This window comes from Pontibacter populi (assembly GCF_040278685.1).
Taxonomy (GTDB): Bacteria; Bacteroidota; Bacteroidia; order Cytophagales; family Hymenobacteraceae; genus Pontibacter; species Pontibacter populi.
Genome location: NZ_JBEOKT010000008.1, coordinates 157557 through 177627, shown reverse-complemented (window position 1 = coordinate 177627; position 20071 = coordinate 157557). Strand labels below are relative to the sequence as shown.

At 44.6% G+C, this 20071-nt stretch carries 19 protein-coding genes, 1 tRNA gene and 1 pseudogene; 9 read left to right on the top strand and 12 right to left on the bottom strand.

Annotated elements, in window-relative coordinates; all coding sequences use genetic code 11:
- Both ABS362_RS11330 and rpmH read right to left on the bottom strand, forming a co-directional pair.
- Nucleotides 1-217: pseudogene (locus tag ABS362_RS11330) on the bottom strand (ribonuclease P protein component); the annotation flags it as partial.
- 45 nt (nt 218-262) lie between these two features.
- Entirely contained in the window at nt 263-421 is a 159-nt protein-coding gene (gene rpmH, locus ABS362_RS11325) for a 50S ribosomal protein L34 (RefSeq protein ID WP_162428478.1), read from the bottom strand.
- Nucleotides 422-644: 223 nt separating this feature from the next.
- Between rpmH and ABS362_RS11320 the strand changes: the two genes are divergently transcribed.
- A complete protein-coding gene (locus tag ABS362_RS11320; RefSeq protein ID WP_350412593.1) occupies nt 645-2372 on the top strand; it encodes a M61 family metallopeptidase in 1728 nt (575 codons plus the stop codon).
- Between the two features lie 73 nt (nt 2373-2445).
- Here the strand turns inward: ABS362_RS11320 and ABS362_RS11315 are convergent, their stop codons facing one another.
- The 6 genes from ABS362_RS11315 to ABS362_RS11290 form a co-directional block, all read right to left on the bottom strand.
- On the bottom strand, nt 2446-2646 hold the full coding sequence (locus tag ABS362_RS11315; RefSeq protein ID WP_350412592.1) for a hypothetical protein: 201 nt from the start codon (nt 2644-2646) through the stop codon (nt 2446-2448).
- Nucleotides 2647-2788: 142 nt separating this feature from the next.
- Nucleotides 2789-3712 (bottom strand): PfkB family carbohydrate kinase, encoded by a 924-nt coding sequence (locus ABS362_RS11310; RefSeq protein ID WP_350412591.1) that lies wholly within the window; start codon nt 3710-3712, stop codon nt 2789-2791.
- 128 nt (nt 3713-3840) lie between these two features.
- Nucleotides 3841-3917: transfer RNA gene (locus tag ABS362_RS11305), tRNA-His, on the bottom strand.
- A gap of 294 nt (nt 3918-4211) precedes the next feature.
- Nucleotides 4212-4580: a DUF6980 family protein gene (locus tag ABS362_RS11300; protein ID WP_350412590.1), complete on the bottom strand. Its 369-nt coding sequence runs from the start codon at nt 4578-4580 to the stop codon at nt 4212-4214.
- 2 nt (nt 4581-4582) lie between these two features.
- The gene (locus ABS362_RS11295; protein WP_350412589.1) at nt 4583-5917 is read right to left on the bottom strand and encodes a dihydroorotase; all 1335 of its coding nucleotides are present in this window, start codon (nt 5915-5917) and stop codon (nt 4583-4585) included.
- A 44-nt stretch (nt 5918-5961) separates the two neighbouring features.
- On the bottom strand, nt 5962-6381 hold the full coding sequence (locus tag ABS362_RS11290) for a hypothetical protein (protein ID WP_350412588.1): 420 nt from the start codon (nt 6379-6381) through the stop codon (nt 5962-5964).
- A gap of 119 nt (nt 6382-6500) precedes the next feature.
- Between ABS362_RS11290 and ABS362_RS11285 the strand changes: the two genes are divergently transcribed.
- Nucleotides 6501-7859: a DEAD/DEAH box helicase gene (locus tag ABS362_RS11285; protein WP_350412587.1), complete on the top strand. Its 1359-nt coding sequence runs from the start codon at nt 6501-6503 to the stop codon at nt 7857-7859.
- Between the two features lie 65 nt (nt 7860-7924).
- On the opposite strand, the gene ABS362_RS11280 is transcribed toward ABS362_RS11285, so the two are convergent.
- Both ABS362_RS11280 and upp read right to left on the bottom strand, forming a co-directional pair.
- On the bottom strand, nt 7925-8374 hold the full coding sequence (locus ABS362_RS11280; protein ID WP_350412586.1) for a hypothetical protein: 450 nt from the start codon (nt 8372-8374) through the stop codon (nt 7925-7927).
- A 198-nt stretch (nt 8375-8572) separates the two neighbouring features.
- Nucleotides 8573-9229 (bottom strand): uracil phosphoribosyltransferase, encoded by a 657-nt coding sequence (gene upp / locus ABS362_RS11275; RefSeq protein WP_350412585.1) that lies wholly within the window; start codon nt 9227-9229, stop codon nt 8573-8575.
- 232 nt (nt 9230-9461) lie between these two features.
- Between upp and ABS362_RS11270 the strand changes: the two genes are divergently transcribed.
- Entirely contained in the window at nt 9462-11135 is a 1674-nt protein-coding gene (locus ABS362_RS11270; protein WP_350412584.1) for a hypothetical protein, read from the top strand.
- Nucleotides 11136-11195: 60 nt separating this feature from the next.
- Here the strand turns inward: ABS362_RS11270 and ABS362_RS11265 are convergent, their stop codons facing one another.
- Nucleotides 11196-12023 (bottom strand): glycosyltransferase family 2 protein, encoded by an 828-nt coding sequence (locus ABS362_RS11265; RefSeq protein WP_350412583.1) that lies wholly within the window; start codon nt 12021-12023, stop codon nt 11196-11198.
- 130 nt (nt 12024-12153) lie between these two features.
- Between ABS362_RS11265 and ABS362_RS11260 the strand changes: the two genes are divergently transcribed.
- The 6 genes from ABS362_RS11260 to ABS362_RS11235 all read left to right on the top strand — a co-directional run bounded on the left by ABS362_RS11260 (nt 12154) and on the right by ABS362_RS11235 (nt 18532).
- Nucleotides 12154-13977, top strand: a complete 1824-nt coding sequence (locus ABS362_RS11260) for an ABC transporter ATP-binding protein (RefSeq protein WP_350412582.1) — start codon at nt 12154-12156, stop codon at nt 13975-13977.
- 129 nt (nt 13978-14106) lie between these two features.
- Nucleotides 14107-14454: a hypothetical protein gene (locus ABS362_RS11255; protein WP_350412581.1), complete on the top strand. Its 348-nt coding sequence runs from the start codon at nt 14107-14109 to the stop codon at nt 14452-14454.
- A 9-nt stretch (nt 14455-14463) separates the two neighbouring features.
- Nucleotides 14464-15036, top strand: a complete 573-nt coding sequence (gene lpcA, locus ABS362_RS11250) for a D-sedoheptulose 7-phosphate isomerase (protein WP_350412580.1) — start codon at nt 14464-14466, stop codon at nt 15034-15036.
- 167 nt (nt 15037-15203) lie between these two features.
- Nucleotides 15204-16742 (top strand): YifB family Mg chelatase-like AAA ATPase, encoded by a 1539-nt coding sequence (locus tag ABS362_RS11245; protein WP_350412579.1) that lies wholly within the window; start codon nt 15204-15206, stop codon nt 16740-16742.
- A 233-nt stretch (nt 16743-16975) separates the two neighbouring features.
- Nucleotides 16976-17542: a porin family protein gene (locus tag ABS362_RS11240; protein ID WP_350412577.1), complete on the top strand. Its 567-nt coding sequence runs from the start codon at nt 16976-16978 to the stop codon at nt 17540-17542.
- A gap of 324 nt (nt 17543-17866) precedes the next feature.
- Complete coding sequence (locus tag ABS362_RS11235) at nt 17867-18532, top strand: porin family protein (protein ID WP_350412575.1); 666 nt, start codon at nt 17867-17869, stop codon at nt 18530-18532.
- A 96-nt stretch (nt 18533-18628) separates the two neighbouring features.
- Here the strand turns inward: ABS362_RS11235 and ABS362_RS11230 are convergent, their stop codons facing one another.
- Nucleotides 18629-19990 carry a dipeptidase gene (locus ABS362_RS11230; protein WP_350412574.1) on the bottom strand — a complete coding sequence of 454 codons (1362 nt, stop codon included), beginning with the start codon at nt 19988-19990 and terminating at the stop codon, nt 18629-18631.
- Nucleotides 19991-20071 lie beyond the last annotated feature (81 nt).

Below are 20071 nucleotides of genomic sequence, written 5' to 3'. Positions count from 1 at the left end.
CGCGTTTAAAATGGCGCTTAGATACAGAAATAACGACCTGTGTGGGTGCAGGAGTTGTGCTGGGCTCAGTATAGTATACAAAGCGTAGCGGATACAAATTAAAAGAAGAACCCTTGGAAAACAGTAGCGTTATAAGGCGCTTACTGCACAAGCGTTCTTCTTTCGAAAATGTATACGTTAAAGGATGTGGCGCTTCGTGATCTTTATCGGAATCCATTCGTGAGAGCGGCTCCGTGCTCTACAAAGCACTAACCTGACTTAATTAAGCCTTATGTTTTCTTTCGTCAGAAACAGTTAGTCTCTTTCTGCCTTTGGCTCTTCTGCTAGCCAATACTCTTCTACCGTTAGCGGTCTCCATTCTTGAGCGGAAGCCGTGCTTATTTCTTCTTTTTCTCTGAGAAGGCTGGAATGTTCTTTTCATCGTATGCCAATGGTTTTATTATGGCCTGCAAAATTAGAGAACCTTTTGTAATTATCAAACACCAACCCTAAATTTTTACTAAAAACTTGTTGATTGTTGATTGTTTTAAATATTTCTTTCCCGAACTATAACTATAGCCTACCCATAACTATAGTTTACTCAACCGATTTGCTTTGAATCTGGTAAACCAACAATTTAGCACTCAACAATCAGCAATCAAACTATGATCTCATACCACCTCAGCTATACTTCGGCGTTATCGCATTTTGTAGATATTAGCGTAACTATAACCGGCAATACACAGCAGCAACTATACTTACAATTGCCTGCCTGGAGACCGGGCCGCTACGAGCTACAAAACTTTGCTCAGAAACTGCGCCAGGTAACCGCCACTGCTAATGAGCAAACTATAGCTATAAGCAAAGTAACAAAAGACAGATGGCTGGTTGAAACGGATGGAGCTGAAACTATAACTATAAACTATAGCTTTTATGCGCGGCAGATGGATGCGGGCGGCTCGTGGCTGGATGAACAGATGCTGTATATAAACCCCATAAACTGCCTGATGGCGGTGGAAGGACGCGAACATGAGCCCTGCGAAGTAACTATAGCCATACCCCAAAACTGGCAGATTGCCTGCGGATTACCGGAAACCAGGAAACACACGTTGCAGGTTGCTAACTACGACGAACTGGTGGACAGCCCTTTTATAGCCAGCGACACCCTACAACACAAAAGCTATAGTTTGGCTGGCACAACATTCCATATCTGGTTTCAGGGCGAAGTTAAACCTGACTGGCCGAAGATCATCCACGACTTTGAAGCCTTTACTAAAACGCAGCTAGAAGTTTTTGGTGATTTCCCGGTGCCGGAGTACCATTACCTGAACATTATTCTGCCTTACCGCACCTACCATGGTGTAGAGCACAGCCATTCCACGGTTATTACGCTTGGCCCGGGAGAGCTGCTGATGTCGCCGGCTTTATATAAGGAGTTTCTGGGCGTGAGTTCGCATGAACTTTTCCATACCTGGAACGTGAAGAAGATACGACCAACCGAAATACTGCCTTACAATTTTGCGCAGGAGAATTACTTTAAAACCGGTTATGTAGCAGAAGGTATTACCACTTATTGTGGCGATTACATGCTGGCCCGCTCTGGCGTGTTTACAGCGCAACAGTATTTTGACGAGCTCAACACGACCCTGCAGCGCTACTTTGCAGACTATAGCCGCCATAATCTTTCTGTGGCCGATTCATCTTTCGACCTGTGGCTGGATGGCTACAAACCCGGCATACCTGACCGTAAAGTATCGATCTACATAAAAGGTGCTTTAACTGCATTGCTGCTGGATCTGCAATTGCGCAAGGCTACCAACAACCAGGTAACTATGGACACCCTGATGCGGGAACTATGGGAACGCTTTGGCAAACAAACTATAGGCTATACGGAACAGAATTATGCAGCTATAGTTGACGAGATTGCCGGACGATCTTTTAAAGAATACTTTGACAACTACATAAATGGCACAACAACTATAGAACCTGCTTTAGATGAAGCTCTGAACTATGTTGGCTGCACCCTGAAGCAACACGAAAACACTTTGCTTTATGAGAGTAGATTTGGTTTTAAGGTAACGCAGGAGCAAACTATAAAAGTTACCGCTATTGCCCCGGAGTCGCCGGCGTTTAATGTTTTAGGTGTAGATGATGAGCTGATTGCTTTGAACGGCCGAAAACTGGAACAGAACCTGCAGCACGTATTACAGCAACTGACTCCTTCTGAAACAATAACCCTAACAATTTTTAGAGAGAAACAACTGCGTGAAGTTACCCTTACACCAACCAGACAGACTTACTACCCAAAGTATACTATAGACAAGCGCCCGAACGCTACAACAGAAGAGAAGGCAAACTTTAAACTGTGGCTGCACCAGGATTTTGAGGCATAAAAAAACGCGGGCAAAAGGTGTAAAACCTTCTGCCCGCGCATACTATTCATAGTCTTATTCTTTTTAAAAGGCCCTACTTTTTGTCATAAGGCGTGTTGTTGCCACCTTTTGCCAGGTTCCTGTTAGGGTTCTGGACTTTAGTAGCATCTTTGTTTAGCGCATTGCGTGGTGGGTTATCATTGATATTACCCATCAGCTTCTTTGGATCTTCCTGATTCGGATTGTTCTTCTTCAGTTCGTCCTTCGTGTTCTTATTTTTATTTTGATTGCTCATAGCTTGTTTTCGTAAGTGGTTCAGACTATAGTTTTACCCCATTTTTAGGTATTTAGTTACAAGTCTCCTAATAATAGCTTTGTATCAGGCAACAAAAAAGGGAGACTTTCGCCTCCCTTTTCCTATAGTTTAAAACTGCTTTTTACTGCAGCACTGTGTCGAAAGCAACTAAGTTAACAAACTTCTGCACACGGTTTTCTATCTCTTCTGAGGTCAGGTTTTTCAGACGCTCCGTACCGAATTTCTCTACGCAGAACGATGCCATTGCCGAGCCATAAATAATAGCGCGCTTCATGTTCTCGAAGCTGATATCATCGGTGCTGGCAATATAACCTATAAAGCCACCTGCAAACGTATCGCCTGCTCCGGTTGGGTCAAACACTTCTTCCAGTGGTAAGGCTGGCGCAAAGAATACTTTATCCTCGTTAAACAACAGGGCACCGTGCTCACCTTTCTTGATGATAAGGAACTTAGGACCCATGGCCATGATCTTTTTGGCAGCCTTTACAAGCGAATATTCACCGCTCAGCTGGCGCGCTTCTTCGTCGTTGATAGAAAGTACATCTACCAGTTTCAGGGTCTGCATCAGTTCATCAAGGGCAATGTCCATCCAGAAGTTCATGGTGTCCATCACGATCAACTTTGGCTTTTGCGTCAGTCGCTCGATAACGGTTTTCTGTACTTGTGGTGCCAGGTTACCCAGCATCAGGTATTCGCAGCCCTGGTAGCTATCCGGAATGATCGGGTCGAAATCGCCTAGCACGTTTAGCTCTGTAACCAGCGTTTCGCGGCTGTTCATATCGTTAAAATAGCGGCCAGACCAGAAGAAAGATTTCTCGTTTTCTTTTACCTGCACACCTTCGGTGCTGATGTTGCGCTGGTGCATCAGGGCAATATGATCCTGGTCGAAATCGCCGCCAACTACCGACACTACATTTACCGGCTTCACAAAGTATGAAGACGAAAGAGAGATATACGTAGCCGCGCCACCTACTATCTTATCTGTTTTTCCGAAGGGTGTTTCCAGCGCGTCAAACGCCATCGAACCAACTACTACTAAGCTCATATTTTTAATTTTGAATAATTGAATTTTGAATGACTGAATAATGAAAGCTGAAAATCAGCACATTAAACACGCCGCAAGTTAGCAATTAACTAAATAAAAAAAGCCCCTGAAGGTTAGCTTCAAGGGCTTGGGGTGACCGATGGGATTCGAACCCACGACTTCCAGAATCACAATCTGGTGCTCTAACCAACTGAACTACGATCACCGTGTCTCGTTTGAGAGTGCAAATATACGGAGCAAATCACACAATGCAATAGGTTAAGCGCGATTTTGGTTAAAAAATTTAAACTATAGTTGTAAGAGAACATAACCGATTAAAGCAAAGCGAGTTGCTAAAGTTTCAAATTCTCTCCTTCGCTGGCGCGAGTTTGCAACTCGTGCCTTAGTATGGTGTTGAGTTTGTAACTCAACTGGGCCAGAGGCCCAACTATAGTTCGCCACGAGTCTCAGATCCCGAAGCATTTCAGGACGTTGACGCTCGCGCCATCTTTTCAAAACTTTACTTACTCAGCTTACTACCGCACCACGGGCAATAGTTGATCACCACCATTGTAGCGCCGCCATTGTGCACTGGTATACCATAAAAGCCTTCATCCCATTTGTTGATGATCACGTCTGGGTCGTCGTATTTTATCTCCCCATCTTCATCCAGGCTCTCGAAAACTTTATCGGCCATCATTATACAGCAGTAGCTTTTGTAGTCGAAGCCTGCTGATGTTAGCTTTTCGGCTGTTGCCCAGTTGTAGCAAGTTTCGTCTTCGTGTATGGCATCTGCATAAGCTTCGTACTCTTCAGATTGCAACACTTCCTCAGGCAGTTCTTTCCCGAAAAAACGGGCATGCAGTTCTTTAAACTTCTCCAGTTCCATACTTACCTGTCGAACAGCAGCCTCTCCCCTTTTTTACTCTCATCAAAAGCACCGTTACTATAAGCCAGATGCCCGGAAACTATAGTATGCATTATAGTTGAACTGAAAGTATGGCCCTCGAAAGAAGACCAGCCGCATTTATAGTAGGTATTCTCTTTGGTAACGGTGTAGGGTTTGTTCAGGTCTACTAAAACCAAATCAGCCCAGTATCCTTCGCGTATGTAGCCACGCTCGCGCACGTTAAAAAGTATAGCCGGTGCATGGCTCATTTTCTCTACCATTTTCTCCAGTTTCAGCTTGCCCTGCTTCACAAACTCCAGCATCATCTGCAACGAATGTTGTACCAGTGGTACACCAGATGGTGCTTGTTTATACTTTCCTTGTTTCTCTTCCCAAAGGTGCGGCGCGTGGTCGGTGGCAATTACATCGAGTTTATCTTCCAGCAATCCTTTCAACAAACCTTCTTTGTGGCGGTGTTCTTTAATGGCAGGGTTACACTTTATCTGGGTGCCAAACTTATCGTAATCTTCCTTATCAAACCACAGATGATGCACGCAAACTTCTGCGGTAATACGCTTCTGCTCCAGCGGAATGTCGTTGCGGAAAAGTTTCAGTTCTTCTTCGGTAGAGATGTGCAGAATGTGCAGGCGTGTGTTGTGCTTCTCAGCAAGCTTAACTGCCAGGAAAGATGATTTAAAACAAGCTGCTTCGTTGCGGATCTCAGGGTGGCACTTTACCGGAATATCATCTCCATACTTTTCTTCATAAATAGCCATGTTATCCCGTATAGTCTGCTCGTCTTCGCAGTGCACGGCAATAGGCAGTTTGGCTTTCGAGAAGATCTCTTCCAGCGTTTCGGCATTATCCACCAGCATGTTCCCCGTGGAAGAACCCATAAATATCTTGATACCGCAAACGGTGTTAGGGTTAGTCAACAGCACTTCGGCCAGGTTATCGTTGGTGGCACCCATGTAAAAAGAGTAATTCGCCAGCGAGGTCTCGGCTGCAATCTTATACTTATCCTCCAGCAATTCCTGCGTTGTAGCATTAGGTACCGTGTTCGGCATCTCCATAAAAGAAGTAGTGCCACCAGCTACGGCTGCTCTTGCTTCTGTTTCGATGTTTGCCTTATGCGTAAGCCCCGGCTCCCGGAAGTGTACCTGGTCATCAATTACACCCGGCAATAAGTGCAAGCCAGTAGCATCTATAGTTTGGTCAGCTTCGGTAGTTATAGTTTGCCCGATCTGCGCAATGCGTCCGTCTTTCACCAGCACATCGGCAGTGGTTACAGTTCCTTCGTTTACGAGTTGGGCGTTTTTTATGAGGATTGATTTCATGATGCTAAGATACGGGAAGAAGAGAAAGTGTGTAAGCTTTACCCCTAATCATTATACCATTTCTTTAGTTGGTATACTTTTTCAATACTATGGATCTCGCCTGCGAAGGCTCCAAGGTGCCCATTACTATCCTTATTGAAAACTCCTATTATCATAACATATCTTCTATTAAGAGCATCAATAGATACTTCTTTACCTTTATCATCTTGCACAGCGACTGTTTTCGCAAAATCTACCCAAAAAGCACTCTCAGAATTAAGATAATTACCGTGTTCATCTGAAAAATATAGCCCGTAATCTTCAAAATCTAAATGAAGAAAACCTGTTACCATAACTCTTTTCCCATGATAGTCTTCAGGGTTCGCCAATAATTTAATGAATGAGACACGATCAGGTATTTCTGATTGAGATGAACATAACAGTATTAATAATATAATACTTAAAGTAGCTATTAAGACTTTCATATCTAATGCTTAAATGTAGTCAATATAATGATTATTAATACTCCTTTCCAATCACCTTACCTCTCTCCCATAAAATTACCGTACTTTTGTACTACAAACTATAGTAATTCATTATCCCCATGGCAGAAGAAGCAGAGAAAGAAGTAACCACGTTCGAGGATTTTAAACTGAACAGGCAGTTGCTGAATGCCATTGAAGAAGCTGGCTACGAAAAACCAACCCCTATCCAATTAAAGGCGATCCCGATAATTATGGGTGGCCACGATGTGATGGGTATTGCTCAGACCGGAACCGGAAAAACGGCGGCCTTTCTGTTGCCTATTTTGATGAAGGTAAAGTATGCGCAGGGCATGAACCCACGTGCGATTATCCTGGCTCCTACCCGCGAATTGGCGATGCAGATCGAGGAGAACATTACACTCCTTGGCAAATACACCGACATCCGCCACACCGTTATTTATGGTGGACTTGGCCCTAAAACGCAGATCGAAACTATAAATAAAGGCCTCGACATACTGGTGGCCACACCCAAACGCCTGATGGAACTATACCTGAAGGGTGAACTGATACTAAAGGAAGTAAAAACGCTGGTACTGGACGAAGCCGACAAGATGATGGACATGGGCTTTATGCCGCAGATCCGCCAACTGCTGGAAGTGATACCTCGCAAACGCCAGAACTTATTGTTCTCGGCAACCATGCACCCGAAAGTGGTAGAGCTGTCAGAGGAGTTCCTGGAGTTCCCGACCCGCATAGAAGTTACGCCACAGGCTACACCTGTTGAGACCGTAAGCCAGGTGCTTTACCAAGTACCGAACCTACGCACTAAAATTGCGATGCTTGAGCATATTATAAAGGATAAGGAAGCGTTTAACCGCGTGATCATCTTTACCCGAAGCAAGAAAAATGCGGAAGATGTAGCTAAATTTCTGGAGCGACGCGAGTACGGCGAAGTGCGGGCCATACACGGCAACAAAGGCCAGAACACGCGCATCAATTCTATGGAAGCTTTTAAAGGTGGCGACGTGCGTTTCTTAGTTGCAACGGATGTAGCCTCGCGCGGGATTGATGTAACGATGGTGAGCCACGTGATAAACTTTGATGTGCCGTTTGTGTACGAAGACTATGTGCACCGCATTGGCCGAACTGGCAGAGCTGAGAATGTTGGCGCTGCTATTACCTTTGCCAACCCGGCTGAGATGTACCACATTCGCAAGATCGAGAACCTGATCAGAATGCAGATACCGGAGCAGCCGATGCCGCCGGAAGTAAAGATCCACGATATAACTTTTGATGAGCAACAGGCCATCGCCCGCGACATAGATCACCAGAAACGAAGCGAAAATCCTGACTTTAAAGGTGCCTTCCATGAGAAAAAAGGCAGGCACAAGTCTAATTTCGAGAAAGGCAAAAAGAAAGGCGACCCTAAAAATTCAGGCTGGCAGAAGACCAAGAAAAAAGGCGGTAACAGGCGCTAATAACAAAAAAGAGGCCGGACTATAGTTTATATAGCCCGGCCTTATAGTTTTCAGATCTTAATAGCTTAAATATACTTCTCCAGCAGATCGCCAAACTCGAAAACCAGCAAGTTCAGCAGGAAGCTCCAGGCTACTGCACTCCAGAGCATATGTAAAAAAATTTGTTTGCGAGATGCGCCAAACAGCGCCGCTACTACTGTCCCAACTATAGGTGTCAGCAAAATAGGGGTCAGAAAAGCTACGCCAACCACGCCAAACCTATTCCAGATATGCACGATGCGACGGTTCTTTTTACTGAACATGGGTTTGTTCTTAGCCCGCTGCCGCTTTGCCCACCACTTCGAGAACGCTCTGCCTATAACAGAAAAAATGACCACGGTGGTCATCATGCCTGCTATCGTCAGTAATACAGTTTCCAGGTAAGTAAGGCCTATAGTTGCGCCGGTAACAGGGCCTGCAAAAAACTTCACCATACTTACCAGATACACCGACAGATACTTTAAAACCTCTACCACAACTTCGCTCTGTTAAATTCTTCTTTAAAATAAGTATCAGTTTTCCATACGGTTTATACGTAAAAAGCCGATCAGGCAACAGGAGTATGGCAATAAAATGAAAGCTAAATTTTGCACTATAAACCTGCTATCGCACTCATAACCAGTATTGTTACAACTCGTCTGCTCAACACGCTCCATTACGTAATAAGTTCAGGATCAGATCTTAGGCCCGAAAGCCAGGTCGCCTGCATCGCCCAACCCCGGAACGATATAAGATTTGTCGTTCAGATGACTATCCAGTGCGCCAAGCCATATAGTTGCTTCCGGAATTTCCTGTTGCACATAAGCCACTCCTTCCGGCGATGCAATAACAGCCGCAATGTGCACCTGCACCGGTTTGCCGTGGCGCAGCATCCCTTTATAAGCCTTTACCAACGATTTGCCTGTTGCCAGCATCGGGTCGGCCAGTATCAGTATCTTATCGTGTAGATCAGTCGAGGCCAGGTATTCCATGTTTATCTGCAGCTCTGTATTCTCCTCTTCCACGCGGTAAGCACCTACAAACGTACTATAGGCCTTATCAAAATAGTTAAGCATGCCATTATACAGCGGCAAACCAGCCCGAAGTATAGTTGCCAGCACCGGTTGCGCCTGCAGCATCTGGGTTTGGGTTTGTGCCAGCGGGGTAGTTATACCGGCAGTGGTATACGGCAATGTTTTAGATATCTCGTAGGCCAGCAGTTCGCCTAATCTTTCAAGATTTCTCCTGAAGCGCAGGCTGTCGTGCTGTATGTTCACATCGCGCAGTTCGGCTACAAAGTGGTTGGCCAGCGAAGGCGTATCAGTAAGGATGTGTAGTTTTCCGTTTTGCATAGTTACCGGTCGTTTTACCGGATAAAGATACTGAAGTACCAGCGCCTCACAATCGCTGTAACAACAATTTTATAGTTTAAGGGCCCAGCTTGCACTCTATGCTTATTAACTATAGATTTCAAACTATAGCTATCCTGTATATTTTCTATAACAACAGAACAAAATCATACAAAAGCAGTAAATTCGGCTTTCAGGATATCGCTTTCTTACACTCACTCCGATAAAATAAAACATGAAACACATAGCATGTTTGCTGTTGCTGCTAGGCCTTGCCAGCGGCACAACCTTACAGGCGCAGGACACCTACGTACCTTACGACCCGGATACTTACCGTTTAATAGACCGTTACCAGATACTATATGGCAATGAGGTTCCGGAACTTCACACTGCGGTGCGCCCTATCGGCCGAAAAGACGTAGCCGCATTAGCTGAAATAAGTGCCCGCAATGCGCAGACCAGTGTAGACCAGTTTAACACCGAATACCTGCTGAACGACAACTGGAACTATACCGACCAGGAAGATAATGAGAGCTACCGCCCTGTACTAAAACACTTTTACCGGAACAAAACAGACCTTTACCATTTCGAAAACGAAGACTTTACGCTGCGGGTTAACCCAGTGCTGCATGTAGAGTTTGGAAATGATAACCAGTCGGACGGTATTCGTTATATTAATACCAGGGGCATTCAAGTAGAAGGTTCTATCGACCAACGGTTAAGCTTTTATACTTTTATTGGCGAAAACCAGGCGCGCTTCCCGGAGTATGTAGTTGATCGTATTGAGCGCGACAATGTAGTTCCGCACGAAGGCTGGTGGAAGCCTTTTAAAACAACCGGATACGATTTTCTGACTGCCCGTGGCTACCTGAACTATAGTTTAACCAAACATGTGGAGATACAACTTGGTCATGACCGGCATTTTATAGGTGATGGCTACCGTTCGTTATTTTACTCAGACTATGCACCACCGGCTTTTTTCCTGAAACTAAATACCCGCGTCTGGAAACTCCATTACATGAACCTTTTCCAGGAGCTTACCCCACAGTATAAACGCAGCCAGGTTGATGAACTGTTCGACAAAAAATACATGGCTTTGCACCGGTTAGGAATAAACCTCACTCCTAACTTTAACCTAGGAATTTTTGAGTCTGTTGTCTTTGCCAGAGACCATGGCAAGTTCGAGCTTCAATATTTAAACCCGATCATCCTTTACCGTACTGTTGAGCAAATGATTGGCAGTGAGGATAACGCAACAGTTGGTATTGATTTTAAGTGGAACATCCTGAACAGAGCCCAGCTTTACGGCCAGGTATATTTAGATGAGCTTAGAATAAATGAAGTAAGATCGGGCAATGGCTGGTGGGGTAACAGGCAAGCCGGCCAGATAGGTGCAAAGTATATCAACGCTTTCGGCTTACCAAACATGGACCTGCAGGGAGAAGTAAATGTTATCAGGCCATATACTTACCAGCACCAGGATCAGTACAGGAACTACCAGCATTATAACCAGCCATTGGCGCACCCAGCCGGAGCAAACCTGTATGAATTTATAGGCATAGTTCGCTATCAACCAATACCTCGATTAAATGTCACGGCTAAGGCTATCTATACTAAGTTTGGTCAGGATGAAGTAACCGCTACAGATACTATAAACTGGGGTAACAACATTAACTACCCATACACGAAACGTGCTTTAGGTTACGGCAACAAAATAGCGCAAGGAAACACAACAAACCAATTGCATTTGGATCTGACTGCCAGTTTCCAGCTGCGCCACAATGTATTTGTTGACCTGAAGCAGATACTTCGCAGAACGGATGCAGAGTTAAACACGATGGACTTGAATACATCTTTCACCTCGGTAGCATTCCGCTGGAACATTCCGCAGCGACTGCACGAGTTTTAGGACCAACTATAGTTAGCAAAAACGGCTATACTTGTTTGATCAGGTATAGCCGTTTTTGTTTTAGGCCGGAAGATCTTTTTGTAAAACTTTGCGCTCCTGATCTGTCCATTTTTCTTTAAGAGAGATAATATTAGCGGCATCTGCAAACACCGGTGGCTTCGCTCCTTTAGACCCCAGGGTGATCCGGATAAAATGGTGGTTGAAAACACCTAAGGCTACATGTACCGGTTTTATATCGCCATGCTCCAGATTACGCTTTTTGCTGCGCATGTATAAGTCCCAGTCGGCGGCCTGTATGCGCTCGTCCCACAACCCTACTTTATCTATAGCGCTTCGCTTCATAATTACAGAGTTACCCAAAAAGCCTTCAATTACATCGGTGCCAAATTTCTGGTAGCGTTGCTGGTTAAATTTCTCCCAATTGCCATACATCAGTTTTACCATCAGCCTGAACGTGAAATCATTTTTGGCAACGTAGCCAACAACGTTCTTAATGGCTTTCCAGTGGCGGTGTAGTTTTTTAGTGGCAGCAGGTGTTTCAGCTCGCTCTATGCCAGCGGGTGTGGCAATCTCAAGCCCGTGTGCATCCATCGCTTCCAAGATTTTCTTATCCCAATGTGGGGCAACAATAATGTCGTTATTCAGGAAGGCAAACACATCATACTTCGCAGCTCGGATACCCTGGTTCTGGCAATACGGGTAAGAATAATTCTGGCTGTTTTCGATTACAGTAGCACCTATACTTTTAAAATATTCGCGGCTACCGTCGGTAGAATTATTGTCAACTATAATCAGCTCGTAGGTATGGTAAGTATACTTTTGCAGGTGCTCCACGAAGATTTTATTGATGGCTAACTGGTTATGCACCGCCACTATGATACTGATCATAAATGCTTGGTTATAGTTGATCTGAAGCACAAAAGTAGTAAAACCGCCTGATATACACGGGCTGCAACAATAAACGGTGGGCTAAACGCTAATTAATTAGTAACTTGCGGCCGTTTTTTACTATTCCCCAATGAAGATCTTTTTCAGGTTACTTGCATTCGCAAAACCATATAGCCGCTACGTACCGTCGTATGCGGTGCTGGCGCTGCTTGCAGTTGTTTTCGGACTTTTAAACTTCACACTGCTTATCCCGCTGCTTAATGTGCTGTTTTACCCGTCTGCAGAAAAGCAGCCAATAGAGCCGGAATTTGCTTTAAATATTAACTACGCAAAGCAGCTTTTTAATTACTATTTCTATACCGTACGGGCAGAGTATGGGCCAAAGGGTGCCTTACAGTTTGTCTGCGGGGTTATCATCGTTTCTGTCTTCTTATCAAACCTGTTTAAATACCTGTCGCAGCGTGTAATGACAGATATGCGGACGGCTGTAGTGCGTAACATTCGCCACTCGCTGTTCGAAAAAATGACGCAGCTGGATATCAGTTTCTTTAACAAGCGCCGCAAAGGCGACCTGCTTTCCAGCCTTTCCAGCGACGTGATCGAGATAGAATCGTCTATAGTTAGTTCGGTTCAGGTAGTGTTCCGGGAACCGCTGATGCTGGTAGGTTATATTGTGCTGCTATTTATGATGTCGGTAGAGCTGACATTATTTACCCTGCTGGTGCTGCCTGTTTCCGGTTTTATTATTGCGACTATCTCTAAAAAACTGCGACGAGATGCTAAGCGTGGACAGGCGTTGCTGGGCAATATTCTGAGTGCGATGGAAGAAACCATTTCCGGTAACCGCATCGTGAAAGGTTTTAACGCCGAAGCCTATGTGCAGGATAAATTTGACAAAGAGAACAACATGTACCGCAGGGTTCTCAAGTCAGTTTTCAACAAGAAAGAACTTGCCTCGCCGGTTTCAGAGTTTTTGGGTGTGACAGTAGTAGCTGGTATACTTTTGTATGGTGGCCAGTTGGTACTCGAAAACCGCTCGGACCTCGATGCAACGGAGTTCATAACCTATATCATACTTTATTCCCAGATACTGGTACCTGCTAAAAATATTTCCAATGCCTTTACAAGTATACAACGTGGTATAGCATCCGGCGAGCGCGTGCTGGGCATCATTGATCATCCGATAGAGATAAAAGAAAAGCCGAATGCTGTACCTGTACCAGAATTTAACGAAAGTGTAGAGTACCGGAATGTAGAATTTACCTATGGCGATGACAAGGTGTTGGACGGCGTATCGTTCTCGCTGGACAAGGGAAAAATAATTGCGCTGGTTGGTCCGTCGGGTTCTGGTAAATCAACTATAGTTGACCTGCTGCCGCGCTTTTATGATGTGGTAGGTGGCCAGATATTGATCGATGGAAAAGATATACGGGATGTAAAGCTGAAAGACCTGCGCAGCCACATGGGCATTGTAACCCAGGAGTCTATACTTTTCAACGATACTATCTTCAATAACATTGCTTTTAACAAAACTGACGCTACCGAAGAAGAAGTAATTGCAGCAGCCAAAGTTGCCAATGCGCACGAGTTTATCATGGAAACACCGGACGGTTACCAGACCATGATTGGCGATCGTGGCAGCAGGTTATCAGGCGGGCAGCGCCAGCGATTGAACATTGCCAGAGCTATACTTAAAAACCCGGCTATTCTTATACTGGATGAAGCCACTTCGGCACTCGACACTGAGTCTGAGAAACTTGTACAGGAAGCATTAACCAACCTGATGCGTAACAGAACATCTATCGTTATAGCGCACCGGTTAAGTACCATTCAGCATGCCGACGAGATACTGGTGCTACAAAAAGGAAAAGTGGTGGAACGTGGCACACACGATGAACTGCTACTAACCAGCGGGTTATATGCCAAATTAACGCAGATGCAATTGGTGCAATAACGGAATAATAGCATTATACAGCATACAATATTGCGTTTTTAAAGGAATTAACAGTAGGGTGCTTTAAAATAACAATATCTTTTTATAGATTTAAAAAGACTTGATCAAACACCTAAATCACCCTACAGCATGAGAATACTTAATACTCTATTTAACATAGTTGCTGTGGCTTATGCCCTCACCTTAGTCCTGTTGCTGACAGCTATAGTTGCCGAGAGTGCAATATTTACAAGCGTAAGAACTGAAGCCCAGGTTTTGGTACTATACAAGGCTCTTGCCGGTGCTGGTGCTGGTATGCTTCTGGTTAAAGTAGTGCTTAGCAGTTTATATAGCGGCAACCTGCGCTACGAGAATCATATTGCGCAGCTAAAGGTAAACGACCTGAAGGTAGAACTATACGAACGTCGCCAGGAATTCAGAAGCAACAACTTCAGAACACCTATAACCGAAGAGCGCCTGGAGGTAGCTGCGGTTTAATAACATAACATGACAACAACTATACTGGAAGAACTGGAGCAGGCCCAACAAACGCTTGCAAACTTTATCTCCGACAAAAATAATATAGCAGCTATAGAACAGGCTGCTAAACTGATGGCCGATGCTATAAACGCAGGTGGCAAAATTATTTCGTGTGGCAACGGCGGGTCTATGTGCGATGCCATGCATTTTGCCGAAGAACTTACCGGCCGTTACCGCGACAACCGCAAAGCTTTACCTGCTATTTCTATTTCGGATGTAAGCCATATGAGCTGCGTAGGCAACGACTATGGTTACGACTTTGTGTTCTCGCGCTATGTAGAGGCACTGGGCAATGCTAATGATGTATTGCTGGGAATTAGCACCAGCGGTAACTCAGCCAATGTTATTAAAGCCGCTGAAGCAGCGAAAGCCAAAGGCATGAAAGTAGTTGGTCTTACAGGTAAAGACGGTGGCAAACTGGCTCCGCTTTGTGATGTTGAGATTCGTGTGCCCCACATGGGCTATGCCGACCGCGTACAGGAGATCCACATTAAGGTAATCCACATACTTATATTGCTCCTTGAAAAACAGCTGACTTAAAACGATAAGGTACACTAGAAAACAATGGAAGGTATGGCCCAAAGCTGTACCTTTTTTAATTTGCTCCGGATTTCATTTTTATAGTTGTTATCCGGAATTAATTATATACTATAGCTGTTTCGGCTACAATCTTATTTCAAAGTTTATACTTCTTTATAAAAGCAGGTATGCTCATTAAAACATTTGGCAGTGCAGTGCAGGGCGTAAATGCCTATACTATAACCGTAGAGGTAAGCGTAAGTGCCGGTACAAAATATTTCCTGGTTGGTTTACCTGATAACGCCGTGAAAGAAGGCGAACAGCGCATAGAGGCCGCACTAAAGCATTACCACTATAAAATGCCCCGCCAGAAAGTAGTTATCAACATGGCACCTGCCGATATCCGCAAAGAAGGCTCATCCTATGACTTAACTATAGCCATGGGTATTTTGGCAGCTTCAGGCCAGATAGCTTCGGATAAGGTTGCTCAGTACATGATCATGGGCGAGCTGTCGTTAGATGGTGAGTTGCGGCCAATTAAAGGAGTACTACCCATTGCAATACAAGCCCGAAAAGAAGGCTTTAAGGGAATTATGTTGCCAGCACAAAATGCTAACGAAGCTGCTATAGTTAACAACCTCGATGTAATACCTGTCAGAACAATTCAGGAAGCTATAGATTTTCTGGATAACAGGCTGGAGATTGAGCCGATGGTGGTAAACACCCGCGAAATGTTCCAGAACCAGGTAGACCAGTATGCCGCTGACTTTGCTGATGTGCAAGGCCAGGAAAATATAAAACGTGCGCTGGAAATTGCTGCAGCTGGTGGCCATAACTTAATAATGATCGGACCTCCGGGTGCTGGTAAAACGATGCTGGCAAAAAGGCTGCCTTCTATCCTACCGCCACTATCCATGCACGAAGCCCTGGAAACAACCAAAATACATTCGGTAGCAGGTAAGTTAGGTGAAGCTTCTTCTCTTTTAACTACACGCCCTTATCGTTCTCCGCACCATACTATCTCTGATGTAGCGCTTGTTGGCGGTGGCGGTGTACCACAGCCTGGCGAAATATCTTTGTCGCACAACGGTGTTTTGTTTCTGGATGAGTTGCCGGAGTTTAAACGCACCGTGTTAGAAGTAATGCGACAGCCTTTGGAAGAACGCAGAGTAACTATATCCAGGGCAAAAACATCTATCGAATTCCCTGCTAACTTTATGCTGGTAGCCAGTATGAATCCGTGCCCGTGTGGCTTCTATAACCACCCCGAGAAAGAATGTGTGTGCGGCCCCGGCGTAGTGCAGCGGTATTTAAATAAAGTAAGTGGCCCATTGTTAGACCGCATCGACCTGCATGTAGAAGTTACGCCGGTTACCTTTGATGAGATGACAGCCACCCGCAAATCGGAAGACAGCACGACGGTGCGTGAGCGTGTGGTTAAAGCCAGAGATGTACAGCAGGACCGTTTCAAAGATTTTCCGCAGATCCATTCTAATGCCATGATGCCCTCGCAGATGGTAAAAGACATTTGCCAGATAAACGAAGCCGGTAGAACCTTACTGAAAACTGCTATGGAACGACTAGGTCTTTCTGCCCGGGCTTACGACCGCATTCTGAAAGTAAGCCGAACTATAGCTGACCTTGCCGACTCACCGGAAATAAAAATTGAGCACTTGGCAGAAGCTATTCAGTACCGTAGTTTAGACCGCGAGGGCTGGGCAGCTTAGGCATTTTTGGCCTAACTATAAACGGCTAATTACAAACATTTTATGCAACGCGACATCTACAAAAGGTGTCGCGTTGTTTTGTTTAAGTGCTACAGGTACACATCTGCCCACACAGTTACCCTCCTGCCTCAATTCACAATAGTTTTCCTATACTTTTATCAAAACCCTGCGTAATAGGCATACATCGGGCTGCTTGAGCGGCTTGTATGATAAAACTAAACTGATTTAGAAAAATGAAAAAGTACTTGATATTATTTGTTTTCGCACTGGTAACTACCGTTTCGGCGCAGGCACAGGTGGGAATAGGATTGAAAGTTGGTGCTAACTACTCAAATATAACTGGCGATGATGCCCCCGATGTATACGAAAGAATTATTGGCGGACATGCCGGCTTAACAGCAAACTTCCCGATTTCATCTGATAATTTCTTCTCGGTACAGCCTGAATTACTTTTCTCGATGAAAGGTGCTAAGAATGATGCTACTGATGCTGACCTGAGACTTTATTATATAGACGTTCCGGTACTGGCCCGCTTTAACGCAGCTCCTTTGTTTTTTGAGTTCGGTCCACAGTTATCTATAAATGTTGGTGATAATGTAGACTTTGATGGCGGTTCCGGACCAGACTATAGAAGAACCGGACTTGGCTATGCAGCCGGTTTAGGAATTGCAACTCCATTGGGTGTAAGCTTAGGTCTGCGTTACAATGGAGATATCTCTAAACTAAATGATGAAGGTGATGCGAAAGTGTATAACGATGTATTTATGTTATCACTGGGTTACACGTTCACAACAAGATAATTTGCCTTAGTACAACTTAAAACTATGGAAAAAGCCTGGCTTCGGTCAGGCTTTTACTATTTATAGCCCCTCCCCAAACATACATCTCAAAAAAACTAACTATATAAAACCGACCTATATAGCGCTAAACTATATTTTGGCATTGTTGTTGTAATTGGGTCATCTGATTGCAATCAGTGCAATTGGTAAGTGAACAAATTTTTTATAGTTAACACTCAGCCAGTTGTACACCAAACGTGTTAAATAGTAAAAAACCTAAATCTAAAAATATCATAATCGCCGTATAAGGCTCGTTAGTGATAACAGAAACTAAAATTTAAGAATATGAAAAAGCTATTTATTATAGGTGCTATGCTGTTAGCAGGCGCTACAGCAACTCAGGCACAATCAGGTTTTGGCATCAGAGGTGGTGCAAATATGTCCAATTTATCAGGCGACCTGGATAACGAAGATAACTTCGAAAACAAGTGGGGCTTCCATGGTGGTATCACCTACAACATTGGCATCGTAGATAACTTCTTCTCTATCCAGCCAGAGTTACTTTACTCTCAGAAAGGTTTTAAAAATGCTGACGTAACATTAACTGATCCGATCACGAACAATTCCTACCGCAGAGTTGGTAAAGTAAACTATAACTACCTGGATCTGCCGGTAATGGCAAAGATCAAAGCTGGTCCGTTATACTTTGAGGCTGGCCCGCAGGCTTCTTACCTGGTAGGCGTTAATAATGAGACCAAGACTTACATTAATAATGTAGAAGAGACTTCTTCGCGCGACGAGAAAGACAAAGATGGTCTGAAAGAGTTTGAGTTCGGTTATGGCGCTGGTGTAGGTTTTGCATTTGGCAACAGCTTAAGCTTGGGCGTTCGTTATAATGGCAGTTTAACTGACTTTGTAGACGAAGACGTAAACTTTAATGGTGATGTAACCAATGCACGTCACTCTACTATAATGTTTACATTAGGCTTAACTATACCATCAGCCAGATAATTTAAGAACTATAGTTACTAAACTATAAGTCAGCTAAATCAAAAATGCCCGGTGCTAAAGTAGTACCGGGCATTTTTGATAGTTGGCAATCTATAGTTACCTGCTCATTTCAGCATAGTATTTATAGAACAACGGTATCGTTTCGATGCCTTTCATATAGTTGAACACACCAAAATTCTCGTTCGGCGAGTGTATCGCATCGCTGTCAAGGCCAAAGCCCATCAGTACCGAGTCAAGGCCCAGTTCAGATTTGAACATGGCAACTATAGGAATAGAACCACCACTGCGAACAGGCACTGGTTTTACACCAAATGTTTCTTCGTAAGCTCTTGATGCTGCCTTATAGGCGACTGAATCGGTTGGTGTAACAACAGGCTCACCACCGTGGTGCGGCTTAACCAAAACCTTAACGCTGGCCGGGGCAATGCTTTCAAAATGCTTTGTAAACTTCTCGGTAATTTCTTCAGATGTCTGGTCAGGTACTAAACGCATCGAGATCTTGGCAAAAGCTTTAGATGGGATCACTGTTTTAGCACCTTCCCCAATGTAGCCTCCCCAGATACCGTTCACATCCAGTGTCGGGCGGATAGAGTTTCGTTCCATAGTGGTATAGCCTTCTTCGCCGTGTATGTCGCTCAGGTCAAGTGCTTTTTTATACTTATCCAGGCTAAAAGGTGCGCGGGCCATTTCAGCACGCTCTTCAGCACTCAGTTCAACTACGTTATCGTAAAAGCCTGGTATTGTTATGTGGTTATTCTCATCGTGCATCGACGCGATCATCTGGCAAAGGATGTTGATCGGGTTAGCCACAGCCCCACCGTATAAACCGGAGTGCAGATCGCGGTTTGGTCCGGTAACTTCCACTTCCAGGTAACTCATGCCACGCAGTCCGGTAGTGATAGATGGTGTATCGTTGCCCAGCATGCCTGTATCTGATATCAGTATAACATCCGCTGCCAGTTTTGCTTTGTTATTCTTTACAAACGTAGCCAGGTTAGCAGAGCCTACTTCTTCCTCGCCTTCAATCATAAACTTCACGTTGCAAGGCAGGGCGTTGTTGCGCATCATCACTTCAAACGCCTTTACGTGCATGTACATCTGGCCTTTGTCGTCGCAAGCACCACGGGCGTAAATTTTACCATCTTTAATTACCGGCTCAAAAGGGGGCGAGTTCCATAGTTCGTACGGGTCGGCAGGCTGCACATCGTAGTGGCCGTAAACCAAAACAGTTGGTAAACTTGGGTCGATGATCTTTTCGCCGTAAACGATAGGGTAACCGGCAGTTTCGCATAGTTCAACTTTATCGGCACCGGCTTCGCTCAGGCGGTCTTTTACAAATTCGGCAGTGCGCAATACATCCTGCTTAAATTTCGGATCGGCGCTAACCGACGGAATACGGAGCATGTCGAGCAGCTCGTTCAGGAAACGGTCTTTGTTCTCGGAGATATAGTTATTCATCAGCTTTACTTTTGTTTGTCTTAAAGTTAATAAAAAATGCCACCCTTACAGTAAAGAGTGGCATTTTAAGATCATCAGCTA